Source organism: Caulobacter sp. GW821-FHT10C03, from assembly GCF_059415485.1.
This window is the reverse complement of the sequence record NZ_JBWKNI010000001.1, coordinates 312,663-325,048: the sequence shown is the minus strand read 5'-3', so window position 1 is coordinate 325,048 and position 12,386 is coordinate 312,663. Positions and strand designations below refer to the sequence as shown.

Annotated in this window: 9 protein-coding genes and 1 tRNA gene; 5 read left to right on the top strand and 5 right to left on the bottom strand. The window is 70.2% G+C overall.

Translation table 11 applies throughout. The features are described from left to right. Positions 1–22 precede the first annotated feature (22 nt). Positions 23–98 (bottom strand) — tRNA-Trp (locus tag AC07NG_RS01490). A gap of 257 nt (positions 99–355) precedes the next feature. On the opposite strand from AC07NG_RS01490, the gene AC07NG_RS01485 reads away from it, so the two are divergent. Then, entirely contained in the window at positions 356–529 is a 174-nt protein-coding gene (locus AC07NG_RS01485) for a hypothetical protein (protein ID WP_492857399.1), read from the top strand. A gap of 41 nt (positions 530–570) precedes the next feature. On the opposite strand, the gene AC07NG_RS01480 is transcribed toward AC07NG_RS01485, so the two are convergent. After that, on the bottom strand, positions 571–948 hold the full coding sequence (locus AC07NG_RS01480) for a hypothetical protein (RefSeq protein WP_487292092.1): 378 nt from the start codon (positions 946–948) through the stop codon (positions 571–573). A 304-nt stretch (positions 949–1,252) separates the two neighbouring features. Here AC07NG_RS01480 and AC07NG_RS01475 point away from each other — a divergent pair, with 304 nt between their 5' ends. Continuing rightward, positions 1,253–2,086 carry a ferredoxin--NADP reductase gene (locus tag AC07NG_RS01475; RefSeq protein ID WP_492857400.1) on the top strand — a complete coding sequence of 278 codons (834 nt, stop codon included), beginning with the start codon at positions 1,253–1,255 and terminating at the stop codon, positions 2,084–2,086. A gap of 60 nt (positions 2,087–2,146) precedes the next feature. On the opposite strand, the gene AC07NG_RS01470 is transcribed toward AC07NG_RS01475, so the two are convergent. Both AC07NG_RS01470 and AC07NG_RS01465 read right to left on the bottom strand, forming a co-directional pair. Next, the gene (locus tag AC07NG_RS01470; RefSeq protein ID WP_494591708.1) at positions 2,147–3,292 is read right to left on the bottom strand and encodes a serine hydrolase domain-containing protein; all 1,146 of its coding nucleotides are present in this window, start codon (positions 3,290–3,292) and stop codon (positions 2,147–2,149) included. A gap of 98 nt (positions 3,293–3,390) precedes the next feature. Continuing rightward, a complete protein-coding gene (locus tag AC07NG_RS01465) occupies positions 3,391–4,608 on the bottom strand; it encodes an MFS transporter (RefSeq protein WP_494591706.1) in 1,218 nt (405 codons plus the stop codon). Positions 4,609–4,700: 92 nt separating this feature from the next. Here AC07NG_RS01465 and AC07NG_RS01460 point away from each other — a divergent pair, with 92 nt between their 5' ends. From AC07NG_RS01460 to AC07NG_RS01450, 3 genes are all read left to right on the top strand, one after another. Further along, a complete protein-coding gene (locus tag AC07NG_RS01460) occupies positions 4,701–5,495 on the top strand; it encodes an AraC family transcriptional regulator (RefSeq protein WP_492857403.1) in 795 nt (264 codons plus the stop codon). A 55-nt stretch (positions 5,496–5,550) separates the two neighbouring features. Next, positions 5,551–6,765 carry a molybdopterin molybdotransferase MoeA gene (locus AC07NG_RS01455; protein WP_494591703.1) on the top strand — a complete coding sequence of 405 codons (1,215 nt, stop codon included), beginning with the start codon at positions 5,551–5,553 and terminating at the stop codon, positions 6,763–6,765. Positions 6,766–6,852: 87 nt separating this feature from the next. Next, positions 6,853–8,727, top strand: a complete 1,875-nt coding sequence (locus tag AC07NG_RS01450; RefSeq protein ID WP_494591701.1) for a polysaccharide biosynthesis protein — start codon at positions 6,853–6,855, stop codon at positions 8,725–8,727. Between the two features lie 176 nt (positions 8,728–8,903). Here AC07NG_RS01450 and AC07NG_RS01445 read toward each other — a convergent pair whose 3' ends face one another. Continuing rightward, entirely contained in the window at positions 8,904–12,254 is a 3,351-nt protein-coding gene (locus AC07NG_RS01445) for an error-prone DNA polymerase (protein WP_494591834.1), read from the bottom strand. Positions 12,255–12,386 lie beyond the last annotated feature (132 nt).

Sequence of the window (12,386 nt, the reverse complement as noted above, 5' to 3'; positions counted from 1 at the left end):
CGGGCCGGCCGATGACATATAGTGGCAGGAGTGGAGGGACTCGAACCCCCGGCCCTCGGTTTTGGAGACCGATGCTCTACCAGCTGAGCTACACTCCTGCAGAAACTCCGGTCCTTGAAGTACCGGACCGCAGCCTAGGCGACGGTTCGGCCGGAGGGCCGCGAGCGGCGCCGCCGACGCTTCCCAGCGCCAGAGCGGCGTCGTGTAGCAGGGTCGTTTGCGCCGGGCAAGCGGATCAGGTCGCGTCAACCGCGCGTTATTGCGGAAGTCCCGGGTCTGACGGCGCCTTTTCACAGGTTTCTTGGCCCGGACACCCCTTTGACGCGCCAATGACGCGCCTGAGAAAGGATCCGCGATGGCCGAAATCGCCGGCGAACGCCCCTCCAACCATGAAGTCGAGCATGAGAATCAGCGGCCGAATCCCGGTGGCGACGGCAAGCCGCCTCGTCCGGCCACGGAACCCGTGGGCGCCGAGGACAGTGTGACCACGCCGAAGACGCGCACGGATCCAGGCTCCGGCGAAGGCTGAAGCGCAACCTCGCCGGAGCCGAACCCGTGGGTCGGCTTTCGTCAGCCGGCCTTCTTGGCCTCCGTCTCGCTCGCGGCGCTCGGCGCGGCCGCGGCGCATTGGACGTTCAGGTAGGACCATTTGACGTCGGTCAGCTCACGACCGCATTCGGTGTTCTTGCCTTGGTCACGTCCGCGCAGCGAAACGCCGACCCCCTTTCCGGGGTCTGGCGCCGGACTGGCGCTGGAGACGTCGTAATAGCCGCCGTTGGGGCCGCGCACGACGAGGCACTTGGTGTTTTCGACCGGCCGCACGCAGCCGCTCGCCGTCACCGACTTGCCTTCCAGAGTGACTTGCTGAGCCTTGGCGGCCTTGGTTTGGGCGCCGCCTTCACAACCCGCTACGCCTAACGCTAACAGACTGGCCGCCGCGGCGGCCATAACGAACCTCACCCGCATACGTTCCTCCGTATCGTTGGCTCCGCGAACGAAGCAAAAGGAACTCTGCGCCCCGTTTCGGCGACCGGCAATCACATTTTTGACACAGTCTGAAAAAGCGAACAGCGCTATTTTGAACGGTTCGTAGAATTTTTTCTCAAAGCCCCTTCAGACAGCAAAAGTTGACATCCGCTCTCAACTTCTCACATGAGACGCAGGTCGCCTTCAGGGCCGGAGCGACACCCGACTTTTCTTATGCGCGCTGCTGTTATTCAGACGGGCGCGAACAGGATCGAAACCACAGACCATGACGGCCGAGACCGCTACCGCCGCCCCTGCTCCCGCCAAGGAGTCCCCGCACAACCTCGAGACCGTTCTCTGGGTCAAGCACTGGACCGACCGGCTCTTCAGCTTCGCCATCACCCGTCCGGCCAGCTTCCGCTTCCGTTCGGGCGAGTTCGTGATGATCGGCCTGCCCCCCCGCGAGGAGCTGGGCGAGAAGAAGCCGATCCTGCGCGCCTATTCGATCGGCTCGCCCTCGTTCGCCGAGGAGCTGGAGTTCTTCTCGATCAAGGTTCCGGACGGCCCGCTGACCTCGCGCCTGCAGCAGATCAAGGCCGGCGACCAGGTCCTGCTCGGCAAGAAGCCGACCGGCACCCTGGTGCTGGACGCGGTGAAGCCGGGCAAGCGCCTGTTCCTGTTCGGCACCGGTACGGGCCTGGCGCCCTGGCTGTCGGTCGCCCGCGATCCGGACGCCTACAGCCGCTTCGAGAAGGTGATCGTCGCCCACGGCGTGCGCGAAGTGCAGGAACTGGCCTATCGCGACCTCTTCACCAGCGAGATCCACGACGATCCGCTGGTCGGCGACGAGGCCAAGGCCCAGCTCGTCTACTACCCGACCGTCACCCGCGAGCCGTTCGAGCGCCAGGGCCGGTTCACCGACCTGATCGAGAGCGGCAAGCTGTTCAGCGATCTGGGCCTGGAAGGCGGCAAGTTCGATCCCGAGCACGACCGCGCCATGCTGTGCGGCTCGATGGCCATGATCAAGGACACCGCCGCCCTGCTGGAGGCCCACGGCCTGGTCGAGGGCTCCAACGCCGAGCCCGGCGACTTCGTCATCGAGCGCGCCTTCGTCGGCTGATCCGGCGAGACCCTCGAAAGAATGAAAAGGCCAGCCGCGAGGTTGGCCTTTTTCTTTTGGCTAGGCCGTCCCGGTCGCCGCCCGCAGGGTCGGCTCGAAGGCGCCGACCGCGCCGTTGTCGGTATTGGTCAGCAGCACCACGTCCACCTGCTTCTCGGGGAAGTGCAGGACGATGCTGTTGAAGCCCGGCAGGCCGCCGCTGTGCCAGATCACCGGCGTGTCGAAGATGCGGGCGACTTCCAGGCCATAGCCGTAGTCAGCCTGCTGCACGAAGGCCGGCGGCTTGCCGGGGTTCATGCCCTTGGGGGTGAAGTGGGCCGAGCCGACGGGCACGCCGTCCGTAGTCCGTGCGGCCTGGGTCATGCGCTTGACGCCCGCTGGCGAGACGACCTTGCCGCCGAACAGGGCCTGGTTCCAGGCCAGCATGTCGCCAACCGTCGAGCGCAACCCGCCCTCGGCGACGGGCAGACCGCCGTCAGCGACCTTGCGGAAAGCCTTGGGCGCGCCGCCGTCCAGGCTGTAGCCGATCGCGCGACGCGGCACGGCGTCGGCATAGGCGTCGAGGGCGGTCGCGGTCAGACCGGCGCGGGCCAGGACGTTCTTGGCCAGGAAGTCGCCGTAGCTCCGCCCCGACACGCGCTCGATGATCGCGCCGAGCAGCACGTAGTTGCTGTTGGAATAGCCCCACAGCGCGCCCGGCTCGAAGTCGTAGAGCGGCGCCAGCCGGGCCATCAGCCGCCAGCGTTCGGGATCATGCCGCCAGTCGCTTCCCGCGTCGGCCGGCAGGCCGCCCAGGACGTAGTCGTGGATCCCCGCCGTGTGGGTCAGCAGCTGCTCGACGGTCGGCACGCGCCCGCCGGGCGAGGCCGGAAACCCGGGGAAGAACCGATCCACCGGCTCATCCAGCGCCAGGGCGCCGCGCTCGCTCAGCAGCACGACGGCCGCTGCGGTGAACTGCTTGGTGCAGGAGGCGATGCGGAAGACGGTGTCGGGGACGACCGGCGTCGCCGCTTCGATGTCCGCGACGCCGAGACCGAAGACGGCCGGCGGACTTCCGAACCGCCGCACGCCCAGGCCGAAGCCGGCGGTCCGGCCGTCCATCACGCTCCTGGCGGCGATGACCCGCAAGCGCTGCGCCAGATCATCCTTGGCCGGCCCGGCCTTGGCGCCGCTGGCGCAGACCGCCGCCGATGCGACCAGGAGCATCGCTTCGCGTCGCGTCTTCGTCATCGCTTCCCCCCAGATCGCGTAACGTCGTGCGGCAAGCTATGCGGGCGCCGGCGGCGGCGCAATTCGCCAAGCGCTCAGGTCTTCCTCGGATTGGGCAGGAAGGCGGCCAGCAGGCCCAGCACCGGCAGGACGGCGCAGAGCTTGTAGACCGTCTCGACGCCCTTCCAGTCGGCCACCTCGCCCAGCACCGCAGCCCCCAGGCCGCCCATGCCGAACGAGAAGCCGAAGAACAGGCCCGAGATCATGCCGATGCGGCCGGGGGCGAGTTCCTGGGCCAGGACGACGATGGCCGGGAAGGCCGAGGCCAGCAGCAGGCCGATGATCACCACCAGCGGTCCGGTCCAGAACAGGCTGGCGTAGGGCAGGACCAGGGTGAAGGGCAGCACGCCCAGGATCGAGATCCAGATCACCGCCTTGCGGCCGAAGCGGTCGCCCACCGGGCCGCCGGCGATCGTGCCCACGGCCACCGCCGCCAGGAAAGCGAAGAGGTGCATCTGGGCGTTCCCGACCGACAGGTGGAAGCGCTCCATCAGGTAGAAGGTGAAGTAGCTGGTCAGGCTGGCCATGTAGACGTACTTCGAGAAGATCAGCGCCAGCAGGATGGCGATGCCCTTGGCGGCCGCGCCCTTGGGCAGGTCGATCGAGACCTTGCGGCCGCTGCTTGCGGCAAGGCGCGCCAGGCCGTGATGCCGGGCCCAGACGGCCACGTTCCACAGCACCGCTCCCGACAGCAGCGCCAGCAGGGCGAAGACGCCCAGGCTGGACTGGCCCCAGCGCACCACGACCAGGGCCGCGGCCAGCGGACCCAGGGCCTGGCCGGCGTTGCCGCCGACCTGGAACAGCGACTGGGCCAGGCCCGGCCGCTCGCCCGCCGCCATCCGCGCCACCCGCGAGGATTCCGGGTGGAACACCGACGAGCCGACGCCCAGCAGGCACGCGCCCAGCAGCACCAGCCCGTAGACGTGGGCGATCGACAGCACCACCAGCCCCGCCAGCGAGAACAGGGTCCCGGCCGGCAGCACCATCGGATTGTGTCGGCGGTCGGCATAGAGCCCGACCAGCGGCTGCAGGATCGAGGCGGTGATCTGGTAGGCCAGGGTGACGAGGCCGATCTCGCCAAAGCTGAGGTGCAGGTCGGTCTTGAGGTTGGGATAGATGGCCGGCAGCAGCGACTGCATCATGTCGTTGAGCAGGTGGCAGCCGCTCACCGCCAGGATCACGCCGAACACGGTGGTCTGGGCCTTGTTGGCGGCTGGTTCTGCGATGGCGGATCGGATCGCTGTATCGGTCATTGAAGCTCTTCCCGTGAAGGTTCGACCGCGATAGGACCTGTGAAGGCGTCCCGCATTCCGCAGCGGGACTTTCACTTTCGCGAGTGGGACAGATGGCCAAGCCCTGGATCCATCCCGCCGACTACGACCACGCGCTGCGGCCGGTGGTCGCCACCGGCAACGAATACCCGCCCTCCTTCGAGCTGGACTGGCACCAGCACGGGCGCGGCCAGCTGCTCTACGCCGCCGCCGGCGTCGCCGTGGTCAGCACCCCGCACGGCGCCTGGATCGCGCCGCCGGAGCGCGCGGTCTGGACGCCGGCGGGCACGCCGCATTCGGTGCGGATGGTCGGGGCGGTCAGCACCCGCAGCGTGCTGCTGAATGATCGGGCCTCGGCGGTGCTGGGCGATCGCGGACGGGTGATCGGCGTCGCGCCGCTGCTGCGCCATCTGCTGATCGCCGCCTGCGACATCGCCGTGGACTATGACGAGGCCGGCCGTGACGGGATGGTCATGGACCTGCTGCTGGCCGAGCTGGCGCGGGCGCCGGTGATCCCGCTGGCCGTGCCCTTCCCCGCCGCCCCGGCCCTGGCCCGTCGCTGCCACGCCTTCCTCGAACGCCCGACGCCGCACGAGACCATCGACGACTGGTGCGGCGAACTGGGTCTCGGCCGCCGAGCCTTCACCCGCGCCTTTCGCCGCGAGACGGGCATGAGCTTCGGCGCGTGGCGACAGCAGGCCCTGCTGCTGGCCGCCCTGCCGCGTCTGGCGGCCGGAGAGCCGGTGACGACCATCGCGCTCGACCTCGGCTATGACAGCCCGGCGGCCTTCTCGACCATGTTCAAGCGCCTGCTGGGCATTCCGCCCAACCGCTACAAGCCCGGCGTCGCCACCCCAGGTTTCGATTGACCCGGCGGGCGCCGTGCGACAGCCATGCGGCGCTGCAGACAGAGACCGACGATCCGTGAGCCAAGCCCTGAAGAACCTGACCGTCGAGGAAGCCCGGAGCCGCATGCTGGACGGCGCCGCGCGCCTGGGCGTCGAGACCGTCGCCCTGCCCGATGCGATCGGCCGGGTGCTGGCGGCGCGGATCGTCGCCGACCGCCATCAGCCGCCTTTCGACGCCTCGGCCATGGACGGCTGGGCGATCCGCCGGTCCGACTACGGCGTCGTCGACGCCTTCGCGATCGTCGGCGAGAGCGCCGCCGGCCGGGCCTATGCTGCTGCCCTGGAAGCCGGCCAGGCGGTGCGGATCTTCACCGGCGCGCCTGTGCCGGCCCGGGCCGACCTCGTCGTCATCCAGGAAGAAGCGGCCCGAGAGGGCGACATCGTGCGCTTCGCGGCCGGAGATGATCCCAAGTCCAACATCCGCCCGGCCGGCGGCGACTTCCGGTACGGCGACCACCTGCTGGAGGCTGGGGCGCGGATCGATCCCTGGCGGCTGTCGCTGGCCGCCGCCGCCGGGCGCGACCGGCTGGAGGTCGCCCGTCGGCCGAAGGTGGCGATCCTGGCCACCGGCGACGAACTGGTTCCGCCGGGCGGCGCGCCCGCCCCCGACCAGATCTTCGAGTCCGGCTCGTTCAGCCTGGCGGCGCTGATCACGGCCTGGGGCGGCGAGGCGGTGAAGCTGGCCCCCGCCGCCGATTCCGTCGAGGCGATCGCCGACGCCGTGCGCGGCGCGGCCGTCGACCTGGTGGTGACCATCGGCGGCGCCTCGGTGGGCGACTACGACCTGGTCAAGCCGGCGATGACGCAGCTGGGCCTGGACCTGCGGGTGCAGACCATCGCCGTGCGGCCGGGCAAGCCGACCTGGTTCGGCTTTCTCGCGGACGGCCGCCGGGTGCTGGGACTGCCGGGCAATCCGGCCTCGGCCCTGGTCTGCGCCGAACTGTTCCTGCGTCCGCTGCTGGCGGCTCTGGCCGGCGCCGACGCCGCCCTGCTCTTCACGCCCGCCCGCCTGGCCGCGCCGCTGCCCGCCAACGGCCCGCGCGAGCACTGGATGCGGGCCGCCCGCGCCGTCGACACCGAGGGCCGGCTGGTGGTCACGCCCTTTCCCGACCAGGACTCGTCGCTGGTGGGCGTCTTCGCCCGGGCCGACGCCTTGGTGAGGCGCCCGGCCGGGTCCCCGCCGGCCGCCGCCGGCGACCTGGTGACCGTCCTGCCGCTCGCCCGCGCCTGAATCGACCCTGAATCGGCGACGAGGCGCGATGAGCGTGCTAAGCCGCACAGGTTGAACAGTTCCGACGCGTAGGGAGTTCGGGCATCGATGGGTCGCGCCGGCAAGATCGCAGCGCACGTGTTACTGGCCTTCCTGGCCCTGCTGATCGGACAGGTCCTGGCCGCGGGCCTCGACACCGACCGGCCCGGCTTGCTGGTCCACGCCGGCCTCTACGCCCTGTCGGCCCTGCTGGTGGAGCTGCTGTTCCAGCTGGAGCGCTCGCCCTGGCGCTTCGTGGCCGCCGCCGACCACCTGCGGATCGCCCGCTCGTCGGCGCTGACGGCCCTGACCTTCTCGCTGCTGGCGCACATCCTCCTGCCCAAGCTCGACGGCGGCGGCCGCACCATTCTGGCGGCCCTGGTCGTGCAGATCGGCCTGCTGGCCGCCCTGCGCGTCGGACGCCGCGCCCTGCACGACGGCGTGCTGGCCGACGCCCTGCTGCGCCTGCGCCCCGCGCCGGCCTCGCCCGGCCTGCCCCGCCTGCTGATCGTCGGCCAGGCGGCCGAGGCCGAAGCCTTCCTGCGCGCCCCCGACGGCCTGGCCCAGCGCTACGCCGTGGTCGGGGTGCTGACCCCCGAGGCCCGCGAGACCGGTGACGAGATCCGCGGGGTCTGCGTGCTGGGCGCGATCGGCCAGTTCGACCGGGTGATGCGCCAGCTGCGCGACGGCGGCCTGTCGCCGGCCGCGGTGCTGTTCCTGGCCGAAGCCCCGCTGGGCGCCTTCGGCGCCGAACGCCTGGGCCAGCTGAAGAGCCAGGGCGTGCGCCTGCTGCGCCGCCAGGGCGTGGTCGAGATGGGCGACGGCCCCACCAACGGCGCCCTGCGCGAGATCAGCCTAGAAGAACTGCTCAGCCGTCCGCCGGTGCGGCTCGATCCCGCGCCGGTGCAGGCCCTGGTCAGCGGCCGGCGGGTGCTGGTAACCGGCGCCGGCGGCAGCATCGGCTCGGAGCTGTGCCGGCAGATCGCCGCCAGCGGGGCGGCCCACCTGACCCTGGTCGACGCCTCGGAGGCCAACCTCTTCCTGATCGACCGCGAACTGGCCGAGGCCTGGCCGCAGTTGCCGCGCCGCGAAGCCCTGTGCGACGTGCGCGACGCCGATCGCGTCTCGCGGCTGATGGCGTCCGAGCAGCCCGACATCGTCTTCCACGCCGCCGCCCTCAAGCACGTGCCGATGGTCGAGAGCCATCCGTGCGAGGGCGTGCGCACCAATGTGCTGGGCACCCGCAACGTCGCGGTCGCGGCCAAGGCCGCCGGCGCGTCCCACTTCGCCCTGATCTCGACCGACAAGGCCGTGGCCCCGGCCAGCGTCATGGGCGCCACCAAGCGCGCGGCCGAGGCGCTGGCCCGCCAGTTCGGCGGCGGCGGCAAGATGCGGGTCGGCGTCGTGCGGTTCGGCAACGTGCTGGGCTCGGCCGGGTCGGTGGTGCCGGTGTTCCGCCACCAGATCGCCCGCGGCGGCCCGGTGACCCTGACCGACGCCGAGGTCGAACGCTATTTCATGACCATCCCCGAGGCGGTGTCGCTGGTGCTGCGGGCCGTCGCCCAATCGGCCGCCGAGAGCGCGCCGCCGGCCGGGGTGCTGACCCTGGAGATGGGCGAGCCGGTGAAGATCATCGACTTGGCCCGCCGGATGATCGAGCTGCAGGGCCTGGTTCCCGACAAGGACATCGAGATCCGCATCACCGGTCTGCGCCCCGGCGAGAAGCTCACCGAGGCCCTGGTCGACGTCAACGAGACCGCCGCGCCGAAAACCGACGGCGTGATCGAGGCGACGCCGCTCGTCCCGCCGCCGCGCATCGAGGACGCCGTGCTGGCGAGCCTGGAAGCCTCGGCTCTGGCCGGCGACGAGTTCGGCGTGCGGACGCAGCTGTTCGCGCTGGTCGAGCGCCTGCGGGCGACGACGGTGGAGACGGCGAAGGTTTGATCCTTCTCCCCTTGCGGTGCGAGTAGGCGAGGCAGACCTCCAATCCGTAAAACCCCCGCGAAAGCGGGGGCCCAGGTGTTTTATCGTCGAGCGCCTCGCGTTTCAGAAAAAGCCTGGGTCCCCGCTTTCGCGGGGATTTTACGGAGGAGGAGAGCAGGTCTGCCGTTTCCCCGTCCTCAATGAAAATCCCGGCTCCGCAGCAGCCGGCCCGACACCTTCTGCCTTACGCGAGGAGCCGGCGCGCCGGGTTCGTCGCGCAGGGTCGAGAGTTCGGCCGAGAGGTCGGTGAAGCCTTCGGCGACGATGTGGATGACGCCCTCGGCCGCCTGCACCCGGCCGTGCACGACCAGGAACGAGGCGGTCATCACCACGTTGCGGTCGGCCTCGAAGCGGTCCTTCCAGACGACGGCGTTGGCGACGCCGGTCTCGTCCTCCAGGGTCACGAACACCACGCCCTTGGCCGTGCCTGGCCGCTGGCGGATCAGGACGAGACCGCCGACCGACACCTTCTGGCCGTTGCGGAATTTCGGCAGCTGGTCGGCGGTGACCGCGCCCAGCTTCGTCAGCATCGGCCGGTAGAAGCCGCATGGGTGGGCCTTCAGGGACAGGCTGGTGGTGCGGTAGTCCTCGGCCACCTCCTGCGGCTTGCCCATGGCCGGCAGCGACACCTGGTCCTCGAACAGCGGCAGGCCGGCCAGAAGCGGGGCCTGGACCGGCGCCTTGTGCTCGCCCTTCAGCCCCTTGACCGCCCACAGGGCGTCACGGCGCGCGAGCCCCGTGGAGGCGAAGGCGTCGGCCTCGGCCAGCAGCTCCAGCGCCCGCTGCGGCACGCCGCCCTGCGCGAACTCCGCCGGCGTGCGGGCGCCCTCGTCGCGGGCCTTCATCAGGGCCTTGGCGTCGATCTCCTTCAGGCCCTTGATCTGGCGCAGGCCCAGACGCAGCGCCTTCCAGCGGGGGCGGGTTTTCTCGCAGGACACTTTCCGCGGATCTCCCTTCCCCCTTGATGGGGGAAGGGTCGGGGATGGGGGTGACTGCGGCGCCGGCCGCGCCAGAAACGCTTCGCGTTCACCCCCATCCGACCCGCTTCGCGGGCCACCTTCCCCCATCAAGGGGGAAGGGCGCGGTTCTAATGTACAGTCCCAGTCGCTGCGCATCACGTCCGGCGGCCGAACCTCGACCCCATGCTCGCGCGCGTCGCGCACCAGTTGCGACGGCTGGTAGAAGCCCATCGGCTGGGAGTTGATCAGGGCGGCGCAGAACACATCCGGCCAGGCCCATTTGATCCAGGCCGAGACGTAGACCAGCTTGGCGAAGCTGGCCGCGTGGCTTTCCGGAAAGCCGTAGTGGCCGAAGCCCTCGATCTGCTTGAAGCAGCGCTCGGCGAAATCGCGCTGATAGCCACGCCGCACCATGCCCTCGACGAACTTCTCGCGATATTCGGCCGGCGTGCCGAGGTTGCGGAAGGTGGCCATGGCCTTGCGCAGGCCGTCGGCCTCGTCGGGCGTGAACTTGGCCGCCTCGATGGCCAGGCTCATGGCCTGCTCCTGGAACAGCGGCACGCCGTAGGTGTTGCCGAGGATCTCCTCCAGCTCGTTTTCCGGGCCGTGTTCAGGCGAGGGCTTGGGCCAATCCACCTCCTCGATCTTGTTTCGCCGCTTTAGATAGGGATGGACCATGTCGCCCTGGATCGGCCCAGGCCGGACGATCGCCACCTCGATGACCAGGTCGTAGAACCGGCGCGGCTTCAGGCGCGGCAGCATCGACATCTGCGCCCGGCTCTCGACCTGGAAGACGCCGATGCTGTCGGCCACGCAGAGCATGTCGTAGACGCCGGCCACCTCCTTGGGCACGTCGGCCAGGTCGACGATCGGCTCGCCGTGATCGGCCCGCAGCATGCCGAAGGCCCGCTGGATCGCCGTCAGCATGCCCAGGGCCAGCACATCGACCTTCATCAGGCCGAGGCTGTCGATGTCGTCCTTGTCCCACTCGATGAAGGTGCGGTCCTTCATGGCGGCGTTGCCGATCGGAACGGTCTCGTCGAGCCGCCGCTTGGTCAGGACGAAGCCGCCGACGTGCTGCGACAGGTGGCGGGGAAAGCCCATCAGCTCGGTGGCCAGGGCCACGGCGCGGGCGATCTCCGGGGCCTTGGGATCGAGGCCCGCGTTGGTCAGGTGTTCCTCGGGCAAGCCGTCGCCCCAGCTGCCCCAGACCGTGCCCGCCAGCAGCGAGGTGACGTCCTCGGTCAGGCCCAGGGCCTTGCCGACGTCGCGGATGGCGCTGCGCGGGCGGTAGTGGATCACCGTGCCGCAGATGGCCGCATATTCCCGGCCATAGCGCTTGTAGACGTACTGCATCACCTCCTCGCGCCGCTCGTGCTCGAAGTCGACGTCGATGTCGGGCGGCTCGCCGCGGTTCTCGGAGATGAAGCGGGTGAACAGCAGGCGGTGCTCGGTGGGGTCGATGGCCGTCACCCCCAGGCAGTAGCAGACCGAGGAATTGGCGGCCGAGCCGCGCCCCTGGCACAGGATCCCCATCGACCGCGCCTCGCGCACGATGTCGTGCACGGTGATGAAGTAGTTGGGGTAGTCCATCTTGGCGATCAGCCGCAGCTCTTCGGTCAGCTGGGCCTGGACCTTCGGCGGCACGCCGCCGGGATAGCGCCAGGCCGCGCCCTGCCAGGTCAGGTCGGTCAGGTGCTGCATGGAGGTCTTGCCGGGCGGCACCGGTTCGTCGGGGTATTCTTCCTTGAGGTCGTCGAGGTCGAAGCCGATGCGCGCGACGATCTCGACCGTGCGGGCGATCGCCCTGGGCCAGCGCTCGAAAAGCCGCGCCATCTCGGCCGGGGTCTTGATGTGACGCTCGGCGTTGGCCTGCAGCCGGAAGCCGGCCTCCTGGATCGTGCAGTGCTCGCGCACGCAGGTGATGACGTCCTGCAGCGGCCGCCGCTCGGGGCCGTGATAGAGCACGTCGTTGGTGGCCACCATCGGCGCGCCGGCCGCTTCGCCCAGGGCGTCCAGACGGGCCAGGCGCTTGAGGTCCTGGGCGGCGTAGGCGCGGCTGGCGACCAGCCAGACACGGCCTCTCAGCGCGGCGGCGATGCGCTGGAGGTCGGCCTCGAAGGCGGCGTCCAGCTTCTCCGGCGGCACGACCAGCACCAGTTGCCCCTCGGCATGGGCGGCGAAATCGGTCCAGGAGAGGATGCACTCGCCCTTCCCCGCCCGCCGTTGGCCGAGCGTCAGCAGCCGCGTCAGCCGGGCGAAGGCCTCGCGGTCGGACGGGTAGCAGAGCAGGCTGGGCGTGCCATCGGCGAAGTCCAGCCGGCAGCCGGCCAGAGCTCGGACCTTCAGTTTCTTCGCGGCCGTCCAGGCGCGCACGACGCCCGCCAGGCTGTTGCGGTCGACCACCCCGACGGCGGCCAGGCCCAGGGCCTCGGCGGTCAGCATCAGCTCCTCGGCGCGGGAGGCCCCGTGCAGGAAGGAGAAGTTGGTGGTGGTCTGGAGCTCGGCGTAGGCGGTCATGGGGCGCAGGCCCCCTCAGGCGCTCCGCGACAGCTCCCTGCTCCTCCCCCGTGGAACGGGGGAGGTGGCGCGCTGCGGATACGCAGCGTGACGGAGGGGGCGAGTTCAGGCTCAGAGCCCAGTCTCGGGGGGGGGGGGGGG

What these genes read in the sequence shown, in the direction of transcription:
- AC07NG_RS01485 (WP_492857399.1), top strand. Translation starts at nt 356, where the DNA reads ATGGCCGAAATCGCCGGCGAACGCCCCTCCAACCATGAAGTCGAGCAT.
- AC07NG_RS01480 (WP_487292092.1), bottom strand. Translation starts at nt 948, where the DNA reads ATGGCCGCCGCGGCGGCCAGTCTGTTAGCGTTAGGCGTAGCGGGTTGT.
- AC07NG_RS01475 (WP_492857400.1), top strand. Translation starts at nt 1,253, where the DNA reads ATGACGGCCGAGACCGCTACCGCCGCCCCTGCTCCCGCCAAGGAGTCC.
- AC07NG_RS01470 (WP_494591708.1), bottom strand. Translation starts at nt 3,292, where the DNA reads ATGCTCCTGGTCGCATCGGCGGCGGTCTGCGCCAGCGGCGCCAAGGCC.
- AC07NG_RS01465 (WP_494591706.1), bottom strand. Translation starts at nt 4,608, where the DNA reads ATGACCGATACAGCGATCCGATCCGCCATCGCAGAACCAGCCGCCAAC.
- AC07NG_RS01460 (WP_492857403.1), top strand. Translation starts at nt 4,701, where the DNA reads ATGGCCAAGCCCTGGATCCATCCCGCCGACTACGACCACGCGCTGCGG.
- AC07NG_RS01450 (WP_494591701.1), top strand. Translation starts at nt 6,853, where the DNA reads ATGGGTCGCGCCGGCAAGATCGCAGCGCACGTGTTACTGGCCTTCCTG.